Source organism: Polaromonas sp. SP1, from assembly GCF_003711205.1.
Taxonomy (GTDB): Bacteria; Pseudomonadota; Gammaproteobacteria; order Burkholderiales; family Burkholderiaceae_C; genus Polaromonas.
In genome coordinates this window covers 1,986,831-2,002,307 of sequence record NZ_CP031013.1, presented here as the reverse complement: position 1 = coordinate 2,002,307, position 15,477 = coordinate 1,986,831, and the positions used below count along the sequence as shown (strand labels likewise).

The 15,477-nt window shown below is 63.5% G+C and carries 15 protein-coding genes and 1 riboswitch; of the genes, 4 read left to right on the top strand and 11 right to left on the bottom strand.

Annotated elements, in window-relative coordinates:
- Positions 1-132: 132 nt before the first annotated feature.
- The 3 genes from DT070_RS09445 to DT070_RS09435 are packed head-to-tail and all read right to left on the bottom strand — an operon-like array spanning position 133 to position 3,228.
- Positions 133-1,164, bottom strand: a complete 1,032-nt coding sequence (locus tag DT070_RS09445; RefSeq protein WP_122955157.1) for a cytochrome d ubiquinol oxidase subunit II — start codon at positions 1,162-1,164, stop codon at positions 133-135.
- Positions 1,157-2,572: a cytochrome ubiquinol oxidase subunit I gene (locus DT070_RS09440; protein WP_122955156.1), complete on the bottom strand. Its 1,416-nt coding sequence runs from the start codon at positions 2,570-2,572 to the stop codon at positions 1,157-1,159. The genes DT070_RS09445 and DT070_RS09440 overlap by 8 nt, the downstream gene beginning before the upstream one ends.
- A 2-nt stretch (positions 2,573-2,574) precedes the next feature.
- Positions 2,575-3,228 carry a GbsR/MarR family transcriptional regulator gene (locus tag DT070_RS09435; protein WP_122955155.1) on the bottom strand — a complete coding sequence of 218 codons (654 nt, stop codon included), beginning with the start codon at positions 3,226-3,228 and terminating at the stop codon, positions 2,575-2,577.
- Between the two features lie 164 nt (positions 3,229-3,392).
- Here DT070_RS09435 and DT070_RS09430 point away from each other — a divergent pair, with 164 nt between their 5' ends.
- Entirely contained in the window at positions 3,393-4,790 is a 1,398-nt protein-coding gene (locus tag DT070_RS09430; protein ID WP_122955154.1) for a class I SAM-dependent methyltransferase, read from the top strand.
- Positions 4,791-4,879: 89 nt separating this feature from the next.
- On the opposite strand, the gene DT070_RS09425 is transcribed toward DT070_RS09430, so the two are convergent.
- From DT070_RS09425 to ahcY, 4 genes are all read right to left on the bottom strand, one after another.
- On the bottom strand, positions 4,880-5,491 hold the full coding sequence (locus tag DT070_RS09425) for a septal ring lytic transglycosylase RlpA family protein (RefSeq protein ID WP_122955153.1): 612 nt from the start codon (positions 5,489-5,491) through the stop codon (positions 4,880-4,882).
- Positions 5,492-5,503: 12 nt separating this feature from the next.
- The gene (gene metF, locus DT070_RS09420; protein WP_122955152.1) at positions 5,504-6,334 is read right to left on the bottom strand and encodes a methylenetetrahydrofolate reductase [NAD(P)H]; all 831 of its coding nucleotides are present in this window, start codon (positions 6,332-6,334) and stop codon (positions 5,504-5,506) included.
- A gap of 19 nt (positions 6,335-6,353) precedes the next feature.
- A complete protein-coding gene (locus tag DT070_RS09415) occupies positions 6,354-7,370 on the bottom strand; it encodes a TlyA family RNA methyltransferase (protein ID WP_122955151.1) in 1,017 nt (338 codons plus the stop codon).
- A 159-nt stretch (positions 7,371-7,529) separates the two neighbouring features.
- Positions 7,530-8,960, bottom strand: a complete 1,431-nt coding sequence (ahcY, locus tag DT070_RS09410; protein ID WP_122955150.1) for an adenosylhomocysteinase — start codon at positions 8,958-8,960, stop codon at positions 7,530-7,532.
- A gap of 101 nt (positions 8,961-9,061) precedes the next feature.
- Positions 9,062-9,134, bottom strand: a riboswitch (S-adenosyl-L-homocysteine riboswitch).
- A 143-nt stretch (positions 9,135-9,277) separates the two neighbouring features.
- On the opposite strand from ahcY, the gene DT070_RS21295 reads away from it, so the two are divergent.
- Together DT070_RS21295 and DT070_RS09400 are read left to right on the top strand one after the other, a co-directional pair.
- A complete protein-coding gene (locus tag DT070_RS21295; RefSeq protein WP_122955149.1) occupies positions 9,278-9,916 on the top strand; it encodes a DUF3592 domain-containing protein in 639 nt (212 codons plus the stop codon).
- The gene (locus tag DT070_RS09400; RefSeq protein WP_122957340.1) at positions 9,916-10,728 is read left to right on the top strand and encodes an HAD-IIB family hydrolase; all 813 of its coding nucleotides are present in this window, start codon (positions 9,916-9,918) and stop codon (positions 10,726-10,728) included. Before DT070_RS21295 ends, DT070_RS09400 begins: the two co-directional genes overlap by 1 nt.
- 132 nt (positions 10,729-10,860) lie before the next feature.
- On the opposite strand, the gene DT070_RS09395 is transcribed toward DT070_RS09400, so the two are convergent.
- Entirely contained in the window at positions 10,861-12,096 is a 1,236-nt protein-coding gene (locus DT070_RS09395; RefSeq protein ID WP_122955148.1) for an MFS transporter, read from the bottom strand.
- A gap of 106 nt (positions 12,097-12,202) precedes the next feature.
- On the opposite strand from DT070_RS09395, the gene DT070_RS09390 reads away from it, so the two are divergent.
- A complete protein-coding gene (locus DT070_RS09390) occupies positions 12,203-12,781 on the top strand; it encodes a TetR/AcrR family transcriptional regulator (RefSeq protein WP_122955147.1) in 579 nt (192 codons plus the stop codon).
- A gap of 103 nt (positions 12,782-12,884) precedes the next feature.
- Here the strand turns inward: DT070_RS09390 and DT070_RS09385 are convergent, their stop codons facing one another.
- The 3 genes from DT070_RS09385 to DT070_RS09375 all read right to left on the bottom strand — a co-directional run bounded on the left by DT070_RS09385 (position 12,885) and on the right by DT070_RS09375 (position 15,429).
- On the bottom strand, positions 12,885-13,847 hold the full coding sequence (locus tag DT070_RS09385) for a tripartite tricarboxylate transporter substrate binding protein (RefSeq protein WP_122955146.1): 963 nt from the start codon (positions 13,845-13,847) through the stop codon (positions 12,885-12,887).
- 104 nt (positions 13,848-13,951) lie between these two features.
- Positions 13,952-14,818: a nucleotidyl transferase AbiEii/AbiGii toxin family protein gene (locus tag DT070_RS09380; protein WP_122955145.1), complete on the bottom strand. Its 867-nt coding sequence runs from the start codon at positions 14,816-14,818 to the stop codon at positions 13,952-13,954.
- Positions 14,815-15,429: an AbiEi antitoxin N-terminal domain-containing protein gene (locus tag DT070_RS09375; protein WP_228778531.1), complete on the bottom strand. Its 615-nt coding sequence runs from the start codon at positions 15,427-15,429 to the stop codon at positions 14,815-14,817. The genes DT070_RS09380 and DT070_RS09375 overlap by 4 nt, the downstream gene beginning before the upstream one ends.
- Between the last annotated feature and the right edge of the window lie 48 nt (positions 15,430-15,477).

Below are 15,477 nucleotides of genomic sequence, written 5' to 3'. Positions count from 1 at the left end.
GCGGAACCTTCCCCGTTCGCCCTGAGGTATCGAAAGGAAGGGCCCGACGCGCAACCTCCCTCCGTTCGGGCTGAGGTATCGAAGCCTGTGCTGCGCCAGCCCTTCGATACCTCAGGGCGAACGGAGACAGGGTCAATATTTCAGAGCAGTGCTCTTGCCCCAGAAGACGCGGTATGCGAATACCGTGTACCCAACAATCATCGGCAACACCACCAAGGCCCCCACCAAAATCACCCCCATCGCCTCCGGCGCCGTGGCAGCCTGCCAGATGGTGAGCTTGTCGATCACCAGCCAGGGGAAGAGGCTGTACGCCAGGCCGTAGAAGGCCAGCAAGAACACGCCCACCGTCGCGCCGAAGGGCACCCAGGCGCCGTACTCGTTGCCCTGCCCCAGCCGCACCGGCAGGCGCTGCAGGCTGCGGAAGATCACGCCGAAGAGCACCGCCGTAGCCGCCGGGATCGGCAGCAGCAACACGATGTTGGGAAACGAAAACCACTTGGCAAAAATCGTCGGGCTGACCAGCGGCGTGGCGATCGAGATCGCGGCCACACCGGCCATGGTGAACCACAGGCTGCCGCGCGCCCAGCGCACCGCGCGAAGCTGCAGCTCGCCTTCCGACTTGATGATGAGCCAGCCCGCGCCCAGCAGGCAGTACGCCGCCACCAGCGCGGCGCCGATCACGGCGTTGAACACAATCGTCCACCAGTCCGAGGCAAAACCGGTGATCAGCGAGCCCAGCATGTAGCCCTGCGACCAGCTCGCCAGCAGCGAGCCGGTGTAGAACATGCGGTTCCACAGCGGCTTGTGGCTGGCGCGCGCCTTCACGCGGAAGTCGAATGCCACGCCGCGCAGCGTAAGGCCTATCAGCATGAAGGCCACCGGCAGATACAGCGCGCCCAGAATCACGCCGTGCGCCATCGGGAACACCGTCAGCAGGATGCCCACGCCCAGCACCAGCCAGGTTTCATTGGCGTCCCAGAAGGGGCCGATGCTGGCGATCATGGTGTCCTTGTCGTCGTCGCCGGCGCGGCGCATCAGGACGCCCACGCCGAGGTCGTAGCCGTCCAGGACCACATAGGCCAGCATCGCCAGCCCCATCACCACCAGGAAGACGATGGGCATCCAGCCGGCGGCTTGCGTCAGGTCGGGGGCAAGATCAAGCATGGGCAGCTCCTTCCTTCTCGGGGTAATTCACGACGTTGAGCGCCTTCTCGGTATCGCCGGCCGTGCCGTCGTCGCCGAACGGTTTGTCGGCATGCTTCTTGTGGCGCGCCAGGTAAAACACCACCGAGATGTATGACACCAGCAGCACCGCATACAGCACCAGGTACATCGCCAGCGTGAGCGCGATGCGCGGCGCCGGCACTTTCGAGGCCGCATCGGCCGCCGTCAGCACGCCCGTCACCAGCCAGGGCTGGCGGCCGATCTCGGTCACGTACCAGCCGGCGACCAGCGCAATCCAGCCCGCAAAGGTCATGGCCACGAGCAGGCGGGCATGCCACACCGTGAGTTCGCGCGACGGGTCCTTCTTCCATGGCGCCAACCGAAGCACGCTGGCCCAGCTGACAAGCAGCATCAGCATGCCCACACCGACCATGATGCGGAAGGCCCAGAACACCGGCGCCACCGGCGGATGCTTGCCTTCAAACTGGTCCAGGCCTTTGACTTCACCGTCCAGCGAGTGCGTGAGGTAGAGCGACGCGAGTTTGGGAATCGCGATCTCGTAGCGGTTCTCTTTGGCCTTCTCGTCGGGCAAGGCAAACAGCACGGCCGGCACGCCTTTTTCGGTTTTCCAGATGCCTTCCATCGCGGCCAGCTTGGCCGGCTGGTGCTCCAGCGTGTTCAGGCCGTGCAGGTCGCCCGCGATGATCTGAAGCGGGATCAGCATGGCGGCCATGTAGATGCCGGTCTTCAGGCTGGCGATGACTTCCGCGCTGCGGTCGTCGCGCAGCCAGCGGTAAGCCGAGATGCCCGCCACCAGGAAGGCCACCGTGAGGCCCGAAGCCAGCAGCATGTGCGTGAGGCGGTAGGGGAAGGACGGGTTGAAGATCACCTCGAACCAGCTCGTCACATGCGCCTGGCCGTTGATCATTTCAAAACCCGCCGGCGTCTGCATCCACGAGTTGAGCGCCAGGATCCAGAAGGCCGACAGCGTGGTGCCGCCCGCCACCAGCAGCGTGGCCACGGTGTGCATGGTCTCGCTCACGCGTTCACGCGCAAACAGCATCACGCCCAGCATGGTGGCCTCCAGGAAGAAGGCCGTGAGCACTTCATACGCCAGCAGCGGCCCGGCGATGTTGCCGACCTTTTCCATATAGCCCGGCCAGTTGGTGCCGAACTGGAAACTCATGGTGATGCCGCTGACCACACCCAGCGCAAACGTCAGCGCAAAAATCTTCACCCAGAACTGGTAGGCGTCCATCCAGAATTGGTCCTGGCTTTTGACGAAGCGCAGCTTGAAGTACAGCAGCACCCAGCCCAGCGAGATGCTGATGGTGGGGAAGAGGATGTGAAAGGTGATGTTGGCGGCAAACTGGATACGGGCCAACAGGAATGCGTCAAGTCCGTCCATCATCAACTCCTGTTTTCATCGGGAAGGTGGGCAGGCTGTGCTGCGGGCTCGGGCGCTTCAGAAAGCTTTGCCGTCACTGTGGGGGATGCCGCGCGGCCTGTCAAACCGGCCTTCACGGTGCTGGTGACCTTGCCTTTCATCTCCAGCAGCTTCTGTACTTTTGCGCCCATCTTCATCAGGCTCATCAGCGTGGCCGAATCCATTTTTTGCACATCGGCCAGCCAGCCTGTCATCAGCTCAATCAAGTCGTGCATCTGCTTCATGCGCGCCTGGGCATGGATGTCGTCCGCATGCGAAGGGTGCTCCATCAGCGCATCGCGCAGCATCGACAGCGTCGGGTCGATCTCGCGTTTGCGGCGCTCCTCCGCCAGGGTGCGGAAGATGGCCCATACGTCTTCAGGCGCCTGAAAGTACTCGCGCCTGTCATTCGGCAGGTGTTGCAGCCGCACCAGGTTCCACGACTGCAGCTCCTTCAGGCCCATGCTGACGTTGGACCGCGAAAACGCCAGCGCCTCGCCGATTTCGTCGGCATTGAGCGCGCGGGGAGATACATATAAAAGGGCATAAATCTGCCCCACGGTGCGGTTGATGCCCCAACGGCTGCCCATTTCACCGAAATGCAGGACAAAACGCTGGGTCAAGGGGGCGAGGTTCATGGTTTTTGCTGCCTTTCTGGCGTCTTTGACTTCTTGAATTTTCAGGAATTACTGAAATTCTAATAAATTCAGGCAATTTGCGCCAGCGCCTTGATTGACCCTGTAAGCCCATCGGAAGCGCCGGGCACAATGCGGACTCCACCGAGAATCAGGCAAACCGCCCCATGTCCCAACACCTGACCGACCTCCTCCGGCAAAGCTACGACGAGGTGCCCTATACCTCGCACCCGTTTCCGCAATCCGCGCCCGAACGGCTGGAAGGCATTGCAACGCTGTTCGGCCTGGCGCCGGCGCCGCCGGCCAACGCGCGCGTTCTGGAACTGGGCTGCGCTTCCGGCGGCAACATCATCCCGTTTGCGCTGCGGCATCCACAGGCGCATGTGGTCGGCCTGGACTTGTCGGCAGTGCAGATTGCGCAAGGCATTGAGCGTGTGCAGCAGCAGGGCATCACCAACCTCTCGCTGCGCCAGATGAACCTGGAAGACGTGGACGCGTCCCTCGGCAGCTTCGACTACATCATTTGCCACGGCGTCTACAGCTGGGTGCCTGATTCCGTGCGGCAGGCCATCATGCGCATTTGCAGCGCGCACCTGGCGCCTGCCGGCATGGCCTACATCAGCTTCAACACCTACCCCGGCTGGAAGGCACGCGAGATCGTGCGTGACGCCATGCTGTTTCGCTCTGAAGCGCGCAGCACGCCCGATGAAAAACTCGGGTATGCGCGCGGCATGCTGGAGTTCCTCGTTCAAATGTCGGCCGAGGGCAGCCTGCTGCGCAGGGCGCTCGACGAGGTGATGCCCACCATTGAGGCCGCAGGGCCGGCTTACCTGATGCATGAATTCCTGGAGCACTGCAACCAGCCCATGTATTTCCGCGACTTCGTCGCCTCGGCCCGGGCGCAGGGGCTGGACTACCTGGGCGATGCCGATCCCCAGACCATGTTCGTCAGCAACCACGGCGCACAGGCGGCCGAGCCCCTGATGAAAGAAGCCGGCAACGACCAGGTGTTGATGGAGCAGTACCTCGACTTCCTGACCAACCGCAGCTTTCGCCGCAGCCTGCTGGTGCATGCCGCCCACAAGAAGAACGTGAAGTACCGGCTCGATGTGCAGTGCATGGACAAGCTGCATTACGCCTGGGCCGAAGACCCGCAGACGCAGACGGGTTTGCCGCGCGCGGCGCTGTTCTCCGCCATGGCCGCCGTGCACGCCGCGCTGGATGCCGCGTTTCCGGCGACGCTGTCATTCGCAGAATTGCACACCGTGGCAGACCCCTCCGCGGTGACGGCCTGCGTGGAAGAGCTGATCATCACCGGCCGTGTGCGCTACGTGCGCAGGCCGCTCGCATGTGCGTCGGCGGCGCAGGTGGCGGCCGGCCAGGCGGTGGTGCATCCCGCGGCGGCGCTGCAGCCCGGCGCGGCCTGCAACATCTGGCACCAGCTGGTCAACCTGAGTGCGGCGGAGTACGACCTGCTGATGCAGCTGCAGCAAGGCAAGCCGCCGCCGGCGCAGGACAGCGCAGCATTGCTGGAACGCCTGCGCCGCTTCGGGCTGCTGGTCTAAACCCGCCGCTTGCTATCAATTCAGGAGCTACCTGCCAAGGCGGCGATTGGGCTGCAGGCTGATTTGGCCTTGATTCTGTTGCCGCTGCACTAGTTCCTGGCGGCAGGCGCAGGCCGGCGCGGTTTGCGCATTGGCTTGCGGGCCGGCGGCGGCGTCACGGCCACATCGGGTGTGGACTCGGGCACCATCAGCACGACCTCTTTGAAGCCCAGGCCCAGCATGCCCAGCTCTTCGGCGGCGGCGCGGCTCAGGTCGATGATGCGGTTGCCGGCGTAGGGGCCGCGGTCGGTGATGCGCACGTCCACGTCGCGGCCATTGACCAGGCTGTGCACACGTACCAGGGTGCCGAAGGGCAAGGTGCGGTGGGCGGCGGTGAATTCGGTCATGTCAAAACGCTCGCCGCTGGCAGTGCGCCTGCCGTTAAAGCGCGGGCCGTACCACGACGCGGTGCCGCGCTGGAACTCGCGCGGGACTTCACCGGCGAGTAACTCGGGCCTGGGGAAGACGGAAGGGATAGTCGCCACTTCGTCGGTGGGCAATTCGGGAGCGGCCGGCGACGGCGCCACAGCCGGCCGGGGTTTTGCCGCTTCGGTGCGAACACCTTGCGGTGTGGTGGGCGCTGTTGTCGTGCAGGCCGACAGAAGGGCCAGCCCCGCCATGGCAGCGGCAATAAAAGCAAACCGGACCACACCCTGCCGCATGGGTGCCAGGGCTCAGGCCCGGTTCAAGCGCCGGATGATTTCGGTCGTCGCCGCGGCCTGGTTCATCGTGTAGAAGTGGATGCCGGGCACGCCGGCGGCATAAAGCTGCTCGCACAGGCCGGTGATCACATCCAGGCCGAAGCTCTTGATGGAGGCGGTGTCGTCGCCAAAGCCCTGCAGGCGCAGGCGTATCCAGCGCGGGATCTCGGCGCCGCAGGCATCCGAAAAACGCATGAGCTGCGTGGAGCTGGTGATCGGCATGATGCCGGGCACCACCGGCACGTCGACACCGAGCGCCTGCGCGTCGTCGACAAAACGAAAGTAGGCGTCGGGGTTGAAGAAGTATTGCGTGATGGCCGAGTTGGCGCCGGCGTTCACTTTTTTGACAAAGGCCTGCAGGTCGGCATCGGCCGATTTGGCTTGCGGATGGATTTCGGGGTAAGCCGCCACTTCGATGTGAAAGGCGTCGCCGGTTTCTTCGCGGATAAAGGCCACCAGGTCGCTGGCGTAATGAAACTCGCCGCCGGCGCCGTAGCCGCTGGGCAAGTCGCCGCGCAGCGCGACAAGGCGCTTGACGCCCATGGCGCGCAAGGTGGCGAGTTGTTCGCGTACCGTGGCTTTGGTCGCGCCCACGCAGGAGAAATGGCAGGCCGCGGCCACGCCTTCGTCCAGGATTTCTTTCACCGTGCCGAAGGTGCCGTCTTGCGTGGAGCCGCCGGCGCCAAAGGTGACCGAGCAGAACTCGGGCTTGTGCGCATACAGCGCCTGGCGCGTGACGCGAAGTTTTTCAGCGCCTTCAGGCGTCTTGGGCGGAAAGAATTCAAAGCTGAGGGGCAGGTTCATCTCGGATCTCACTCGTCGTTTATTCGTCGTTGTCGTTTTTCTTCTCGCGCCGCTTGCCACGTGCAGGGCCAGGCTGGCCGGCATGCGCGAGTTCAGAGTCTTCGTGCGGCGCACGGGCGGCACGCAGCTCGCTGCGGGGCACGCGCTTGGCAACCTTGCGCTGCGGCGCGGCCGGCAGCGGCTGGTCTTCGCCCGCCACATCAGCACCCTTGACGGCCTGGATAAAAAATTCGCGGTTGCCGTCGCCGCCTTCAATCGGCGACGCCAGCCAGGCCTTCACGTCCAGGCCCAAGGCCGCGCAGGCATCACGCAAACGCTTTTCCACAAACTCAAAATGTGCCGCGTCACGCACAATGCCGCCCTTGCCGATCTGGCCGGGCTGCAACTCGAACTGCGGCTTGATCAGCATCAGCAAATCGCCGCCGGGCTTGAGGAGGCGAACGACCGCCGGCAGCACCAGGGTGAGCGAGATGAAGGACAAATCGCCGGTCAGGAAGTCAAAGCCGGCTTCGACGGCGGGTTCTTCCTGCACGTCCTCATCGTCTTCGAATTCGTCATCAAAATAGCCTGTAGCCCCCGTATCGCCTGCATGTCCCGCTATCAAATCTGCAGCAGTCATGGACCGGGCGTTCACGCCTTCAATGCAAATGACGCGCGGATCCTCACGCAGGCTGGCATGCAGCTGGCCGTGGCCCACGTCCACGCCCACCACCTGCGCGGCGCCGTGCTGCAGCAGGCAGTCGGTAAAACCGCCGGTGGACTGGCCGATATCCAGGCAGCGCAGGCCGGCGACCTTCAGGCCGGTGGCCTTGAGCGCGCCTTCCAGCTTGAGCCCGCCGCGCGAGATGTATTTGGCTTCGGTGGTGTCCAGCAATTGCAGCTGGGCGCCCGGCGGAATCTCGTCACCGTTCTTGGCGACCTTCTTCCAGGGCGCGTCGGTTTCCGCGCGCCACTGCACACCCGACGCAATCAGGCGCTGGGCCTGGGAGCGGGTGGCGGCATGGCCGTGGTCGACGAGGAATAGGTCAGCGCGCATGGTGTGTGTTCCGGTATTCCAACAACAGCCTCAAGGGCGTAGCGAGCGGCCCGAGAGCAAGGCGCGGGCGTCAGGCAACCGGAATGCACTTGAGGTGCATGAGGATTACCTGATCGGGATCCGCAACGCCGCTACCGGGTCGCGCAGTAGCCAGGAAAATTAATAGCGGTAGGTGTTGGCTTTGTACGGGCCGGCCTTCGACACGCCGATGTACGCAGCCTGCTCATCGCTCAATTCAGTCAGCATGGCACCGACCTTCTTCAGGTGCAAACGCGCCACCTTCTCGTCGAGGTGCTTGGGCAGCACATAGACCTTGCCCACTTCGTAAGCGTCTTTCTTGGTGAACAGCTCGATCTGTGCAATCGTCTGGTTGGCGAAGCTGGACGACATCACGAAGCTGGGGTGGCCGGTGCCGCAACCCAGGTTGACGAGGCGGCCCTTGGCCAGCAGGATGATGCGCTTGCCATCCGGAAAGATCACGTGGTCGACTTGCGGCTTGATCTCTTCCCACTTGCATTTTTCGAGCGCGGCAACGTCGATTTCGTTGTCGAAGTGGCCGATGTTGCAGACGATGGCCTGGTCTTTCATCGCGGCCATGTGTTCATAGGTGATGACGTTCTTGTTGCCGGTGGCGGACACAAAAATGTCGGCCTTGTCCGCAGCGTATTCCATGGTCACGACCTTGTAGCCTTCCATCGCGGCCTGCAGGGCGTTGATCGGGTCGATCTCGGTCACCCAGACCTGGGCGCTCAGGGCGCGCAGGGCTTGGGCCGAGCCCTTGCCCACGTCGCCGTAACCGGCCACGAGGGCAACCTTGCCGGCAACCATCACGTCGGTGGCGCGCTTGATGGCGTCGACCAGCGATTCGCGGCAGCCATACAGGTTGTCGAACTTGCTCTTGGTGACGGAGTCGTTCACGTTGATGGCGCGCAGGGCCAGCGTACCCTTGGCCGACATTTCATTCAAACGCAGCACGCCGGTGGTGGTTTCTTCGGTCACGCCGATGATGTTTTTCAGGCGGCGGCTGTACCAGGTCGGGTCTTGCGCGAGCTTGGCCTTGATCGAGTTGAAGAGGCAGACTTCTTCTTCACTGCCGGGCTTGGAGATCAGGCTGGCGTCTTTTTCGGCCTTGGTGCCCAGGTGCATCAGCAGCGTCGCGTCGCCGCCGTCGTCCAGGATCATGTTGGGGCCTTCTTCAGGCGTGCCCTTGGCGCCGTTGAATTCAAAAATGCGGTGGGTGTAGTCCCAGTAGTCGGCCAGGGTTTCGCCCTTGATGGCGAAGACAGGCGTGCCGGCGGCGGCGATCGCAGCGGCGGCGTGGTCTTGCGTCGAGAAGATGTTGCACGAAGCCCAGCGCACGTCGGCGCCCAGGGCTTGCAGGGTTTCGATCAGCACGCCGGTCTGGATCGTCATGTGCAGCGAGCCGGTGATGCGCGCGCCCTTGAGCGGCTGCGCTTTCGCGAACTCTTCGCGGATGGCCATCAGGCCGGGCATTTCGGTTTGCGCGATGTTCAGTTCCTTGCGGCCCCAGGCGGCAAGCGAAATGTCGGCAATGATGTGGTCGGTGGAAGGTTTCAGGACGGCGCTCATACGGTTCTCCAAATATCAAACGTCAACTGGGCAAAATCGCCACGGGCATGCGGCAGTCAAGGGAAGGGAGAATTCAGTCATTCACCCGGCTTGAGAGCACATGCGGGTGAGCGTGGTTGCAATGAAGTCCTGAGCCTGGTCCACATGACGTGGCTTGCAACGCTCCTCAGGAGGGCTGATTATACCCCCCCGTTCAGGCTCACTTCGTGTAGCCTGCTCCCCCCTCAGGGGGCGGCGCCTGGGGCCGGCGAAGCCGGACCCTCGGCCCCCACTGGTGAAGACCTCCCCTCGTTACGCCCCTGACTCTTCACGCCAGCATGAGCCGTGGAACCGGCTTTGCCGGGCCACAGGCGGGCGGCCCCCTCGGGGGGCAGGGAGTGACACGAAGTGCACGACCGTGGGGGCCATACATGCGAGAATTTCACCATGCAAGACTTCGACGCGCGCCACTTTCCCCTTGCCGTCAGGCATTGCGGCTACGAGGCGGCCTGATGAGGTATCCCCCTCTGACGCCCGTCTACTGTGCCCTGTTCCTGCTCATGGGCGCGGGCATGAGCGCCAACTTTGCCTCCAAGGCCTACCGGGCCTCAGAAACCCTCGATTGGGAAACCGGCAGCGCGCAAATACTTTCTTCCGGCGTGAAGCCCGCTTCGGACAGGCAAGACGATTGTTATGAGCCGATTGCCACCTACAGCTACAAGGTGCAAGGCCGGCACTTCACCGGCCAGAATGTGCGCGCATCGGACAGCTGCCTTTCCAGGAGTGAGTCCGAGCAATTCCAGGCTGCGTTCAAAAAAGGCGACACGGTGGCCGTTTACTACGATCCCGGCTATCCATCCGAAGCGGTGCTTGAGCCCGGGAAACTGTCGTTCAACGATTGGATCCAGGGGATCGCGGGTTTGGTGATCACAGTCAGCGCCCTGTTGATGGGCATTGAGGTATTGAGAAAGCGATGATGAAAGACCTCAACGCCTGGCCGCCCGCCGAGCGCGCGCAGATTACCGGCGTCTTCACCGACATCGACGACACACTCACCACGGAAGGCGAAATCACCCCGGATGCGCTGCAGGCATTGGGTGAACTGAAAGCGGCCGGGCTCAAAGTGGTGGCCATCACCGGCCGGCCGGTCGGCTGGAGTGAGCCTTTTGCGGCAAGCTGGCCGGTGGATGCCATCGTGGCGGAGAACGGCGCCGTCGCCCTGCGCCCTGAGCATAAAAAAGGCCTGCAGCCCATACAGGACGTGGGCAGGCCGCTATCAAAACTATATCAACAGGACGCCGCCACACGCAGCGCCAACTTCGCCCGCATGCAGGCCGTGCTGGCGCGCATTGAGCGCGAGATGCCAGGCGTGGCCCGCGCCACCGACTCGCCGGGCCGCGCAACCGACATCGCCATCGACCACAGCGAATTTGTGCACTTGAGCGAGGCGCAGATCGCTGCCGTAGTGGCGCTGATGAAAAGCGAAGGCATGCACGCCACCGTCAGCAGCATCCACATCAACGGCTGGTACGGCGGGCACAACAAGCTGGAAGGCGCGCGCTGGATTGTCCGGCAGCTCTGGCAGCGCGATCTGGACACCGAGATGGATCGCTGGGTGTATGTGGGCGATTCGACCAACGACCAGCTGATGTTCAAGACCTTTGCGAACAGCGTGGGCGTGGCCAATATCGCGCGCTTTGTGCCGCAGCTGGCGCATTTGCCAACCTACGTGACACGCGGTGAGCGCGGCGCAGGGTTCACCGAGGTAGTCCGCGCGCTGCTGGATTAAGCCAACCCATCCGCGCGGCTGCCCTCCATTGATTCAGCGGGTGCCGCGGATCGGGCTCTGCCCGGCCGCAGGCGCCGTCCCCTGCAAGGGGAGGGGACGCTACACGAAGTGAGCGTCAGCAGGGGTGAGCACCTATCCGCGGCGGACCGAGCCCCAGCGTAGCCAGGCGCCCAGGGCGGCCACAGCCAGCACCAACCCCGCATAGCCCTCTACCGTGGCAGGCAAACCCAGCGGCGCGATCAAGCGGCCAGCCAGCATGGCGGGCACGCTGAAAGCCAGGTAGCTGGTGGCATACAGCGCGGCAAACAGCTCCGCCCGTTGATGCGGCTGCGCGAGCGGCGCCAGCGTCTGCACCTGGGCAGAGAAAGCCGAGCCGCCGCCAAAACCCGCCAGCGCCGTGCCCGCAAAAAACAACGCCACAGAGCGCGTGGCCAGCGCCAGCACCACCAGGCCCGCGCCCACGGCCAGCAAACTCATGCCGACGGCGCTCATGCGCACAGGCGACAGGTTTTTCAGCAAGGTTGGCGACGCAGCACCCAACCCGAAAAAGGTCGCAATAGCCAGGCCGTTGACGACGCCGTCGTGGATGCCAAAGATCTGCTGCAGCATGGACGGCACCAGTGACAGGTAAAGCCCCGCAAGCGACCACACGGCCAGCATCGTCGGCACGCCACGGAAGAATTCAGCGCGCGCCTGCGCCGGGATCGAAATGCGCGGCACCAGCGAGGCGAGCGCGCCTGGGCGCGGCGTGGCGCTTTCAGGCAGGAAGAGCGTAGCCACCGCACCGACCACACAGATGGCCACCAGCACACCGAACACCAGCGGCACCGGGTGCAATGCGAACTTGACGGCGATGCCGGTCAGCAGCGCGCCCACGGCCAGCCCCGCCAGCGGCGAGACGCTGCCGATCATGGCGCCCAGGCGTTTTTGCGCGGCCGGGGCGGCTTCGACCACCGCGGCCGTCAGCGCACCGCTGACCATGCCGGTCGCAATGCCCTGCACGATGCGCGCGGCGATGATGCCGTGGATGCTTTCGGCCAGCAAAAAGGTCAGCATCGCGCCGGCCTGCAGCAGCAAGGCGGTAAACACCACCGGCCGCCGGCCGATGTGGTCAGACAGCGAGCCGGCCACCAGCAGCGAGGCCAGCAGTGCAATCGCATAGATCGCAAACGCTACCGTCAGCAGCGCCGGTGAAAAGCCCCACTGCTGCTGGAAGACGACAAACAGCGGCGAAGGCGCACTGCCGGCCACAAAAAAGGCGAAAAGCAAGATGGCCAGCAGCGGGAAGGCGGCTGCGGGCGGCAATTTCCAGCGGGTGGCCCCCGAAGAGGCAGAGGATTGCAATGAAGGGGCGGCGGGTGCGGTCATGGGGAACGCTCAACTTTCTTAAAGCGAATTTATTTGCGTTTGTGAATTCTACGCCGGTTTTAAAATTAACGCAAAGATCATTGCTTTTAGGATAAAATTCGCCCTGATGAGCACTTCACCCACACCCCAGAACAAACGCCCCGGCGGCCGCAGCGCGCAGGTGCAATTTGTGGTGCGCAAGGCACTGGAAGAGCTGATTGCCCAGGAAGGCCGCGACAAGGTGACCGTGCCGGCCGTGGCCGAGCGCGCCGGCGTGAGCGCCTCCAGCATTTACCGGCGCTGGGGCGACGTGAACGGCCTGCTCGACGAAACCGCCAGCAACCGGCTGGACCCGAACCGCCCGCTGCCGGAGACCGGCGACCTGAAAGCCGAACTCACGGCCTGGGCCCAGGAACTGATCACCCACCTCAACAAGCCAGGCAATGCCTCCTTGCTGAAGGCGGCGGCCGCACTGGCCGGGTCAGAAGAGACCAACTGCCTGAAAAACCGCCGCAACGAAGCCACGGTGCTCGTCCAACGCGCCCAGGCCCGCGGCGACGCCACACCCACCGTGCAGCAGGTACTGGACCACATGATGGCGCCCATCATTTACCGTCTGATTTTTGGGGCGGGCGTGGAACCGGAGTTGGCCGGGCAGCTGGCCGACGAACTATTCGTGCTGGCCAATCCGAACGGCCCTGCCTGATCCAGCAGGCGCCGCGGAACCGGCTTTGCCGGGCCGCTAGCGCCGTCCCCTGCAAGGGGAAAAGAGGCTACACGCAGTGAGCCCCGATAGGGGTGTGCCCTAGCTATGGTTTCGCTAACCCGAGTTTGTCGATCAGCACCTTTTCGCGCCCAACCGTGTCTTGCGCAAACTTCGTGTAGTCCGCCGAGCTCAGGTAGTTGGGCAGCATGTCGTAACGGGCCAGCGCCGCCACGTAGCTGGGTTCTTCCATCGCTTTCTTGAACGCATCATGCAGCCGCTTGACGACCTCGGGCGGCGTGCCTTTGGGCGCGCCAATGCCGAAAGGCGAGTTCTGCACCATGTCGTAACCCAGCTCTTTCAGCGTGGGCGCATTCGGGAATTTGTCGAGCCGCTTTTCGCCCCAGGTGTTGAGCACACGCAGCTTGCCGGCCTCCACCTGCGGCGCAAAACCGGTGCTGTCGGCGCCGGCCATCAGCTGGCCGCTGACCAGCGCCAGCATCAAATCGGCGCTGCCTTTGTAGGGCACATGCTGCAGCTCGATGCCGGCCTTTTGCGCGATGAGCTCGGTCGTCAGGTGCGGGCTGGTCAGCGTGCCGGTGGAGCCGTACGTCAACTTGCCGGGGTTGGCCTTGGCATAGGCGACAAAGTCGGCCCAGGTCTTGAGCGGGCTGTCGGCCGGCACCACGATGCCGAAGGCGTAGCCCGTCACGTTGATGACGTAGCTGATGTCTTTCACCGGGTCCCAGTTGATCTTGGTGGTGTAGCCCAGGCGGAACACCCCCAATGGAATCTGCGCCAGCGTGTAGCCGTCGGCCGGTGCGCTTTGCAGTTGCTGGGCCGGCAGGGTGCCGCCCGCGCCGGGTTTGTTCTCCACAATCACCGGCTGGCCGAGGATCTTGCCGGCGTTGTCGGCCAGCGAGCGCATGGTGATGTCGGTCGGCCCGCCCGCCGGAAAGGCGATGACCAGCTTGATGGGCTTGGCCGGGAAAGTCTGTGCCTGGGCCGGCACGGCGAGAGACGGAGCAGCCAGGGCGGCGGCGGATTGCAATAGATGGCGGCGTTTCATGAAGCGGTCTCCTAGTCTGGGGTTCAACGCAGATCATGCGTGCCGCCGCCGGCCGACGCATCAGGGCAACACCTGAAGTCTGTCGCGCGGGCGTCAGCGGTTTATCACCGCCCTTTTTCCGATACAGCCTGTTGCAATGCGGGTTCAAATCCGGCGCGCAATGCGGCGACCAATTCGGGCAAGGGAACGCCATTGAGCTGGTTCTTTTTCAGAAAGGCGCGCCACAGGGCCTGCCGCGAGGTGTCGTTGGCAAATTCATCGCTCAAGCCCACGGGCAGTGTGGCCGGTACCCGCATGCCGCGTCGCTGGAAAGTCCCGGCAATCGCCTTCGCAAGGGTGTTTGGATCCAGCGCTTCACGCTCTAGCAGCACGGACAAATCCAGATAGTCCTTCAGGCGGCTGTTGGTCATGCCCAGCAGGGCAATGGCATGCAGCTTTTCAGCAATCACGGTGTACACCGGGTAGGCTTGCAACGTCGGTGCCGGAAAGTCATCGAGCATGACGGGATACACGGCCTGCTGGGGACCGGGTGTCACGGCGTCGCCAAAGCCTATGTCAATCTGCGTCTTCACGCGCGCACCGGCCAGTTCCGCAGTGATGAACACCCGCACCCCGGCGTAGCCTGCCTCCTTGCGAATTTCTTCAGCAACCACGCTTTCCGGGTCAAAGCGCATGCCGTCCTCCGACACCACTGAGGCAATCTCCTTGAAGGTTTGCGTGACGGACGCCGGGTCGCTGGCGCCAAAGCCCAACAGATCCACGTCACGCGTGGGCCGGTGCGGCATGTCGTACCAGAGTGTGAACAACATGGCGCCTTTGAGCAGAAAATGATCGGCGTGCACAGATTGGCTCAGGCGATACAGCAGCCGCTCCAGCGCATAACGGACCAGCACGCCGTTGAAATCCGATTGCTCGGCCTTCGCTTTGTTCAAGAGGCGCGCCCGTACAGATGCGGCCAGGTCTTTGCTCATTCAACCGCCTCCAGGTAGGGGCGCATCACGTTAGCCACGCGGCAAATCTTGGCGAAATGCCAGAGATCGTCGGCAGAGGCTTTCTTTTGTGAGCGCACATCCCGCAGTGCCTCCAGCGCCACATCGAGGCCAATTTTGTTGCGATGCTTGAAGCAATCGGCCACCGTTTTTGCCACGCCGTAAACGCGCAGGGACACCTGATCCCGCTCGAAGACCTCCACGCCTTCGGCATAGGCCTCGCCGGTGAACTGCACCATTTTTAGCGGCGGGTAATCCAGTCTGGGCACATGGCTGCCGCGCGGCATGGCGATCCACACCTGGCGTGGAAGCTGGGTGGTCAGGCCATGGAGCTGCAACGCCGTGAGCAGGCAAAACACCGCCTGCGGCACCCTCATCGCGACCGTGGAGAGGGTTTCATGCTCCGAGGCATTCGCTCCCGGAATCCGATACAGGCCGCGCCCCACTTTTTCAAGTTGGCCGCTGGCCGTCATCCGGGTCAGTAGCACCCTTGCGGCCCCGACGCCTTGCAGGTCGCCAGGGCGAAGCATTCCCTTCTGGCGCGCCAGATCAAGAATGCGCTGGGTGTGGATGACCTTGGGAGAAGAGCTCATGACCCCTGAAGTATGTTCCATTTTTTCGTCGAATGCAAATATTCGACG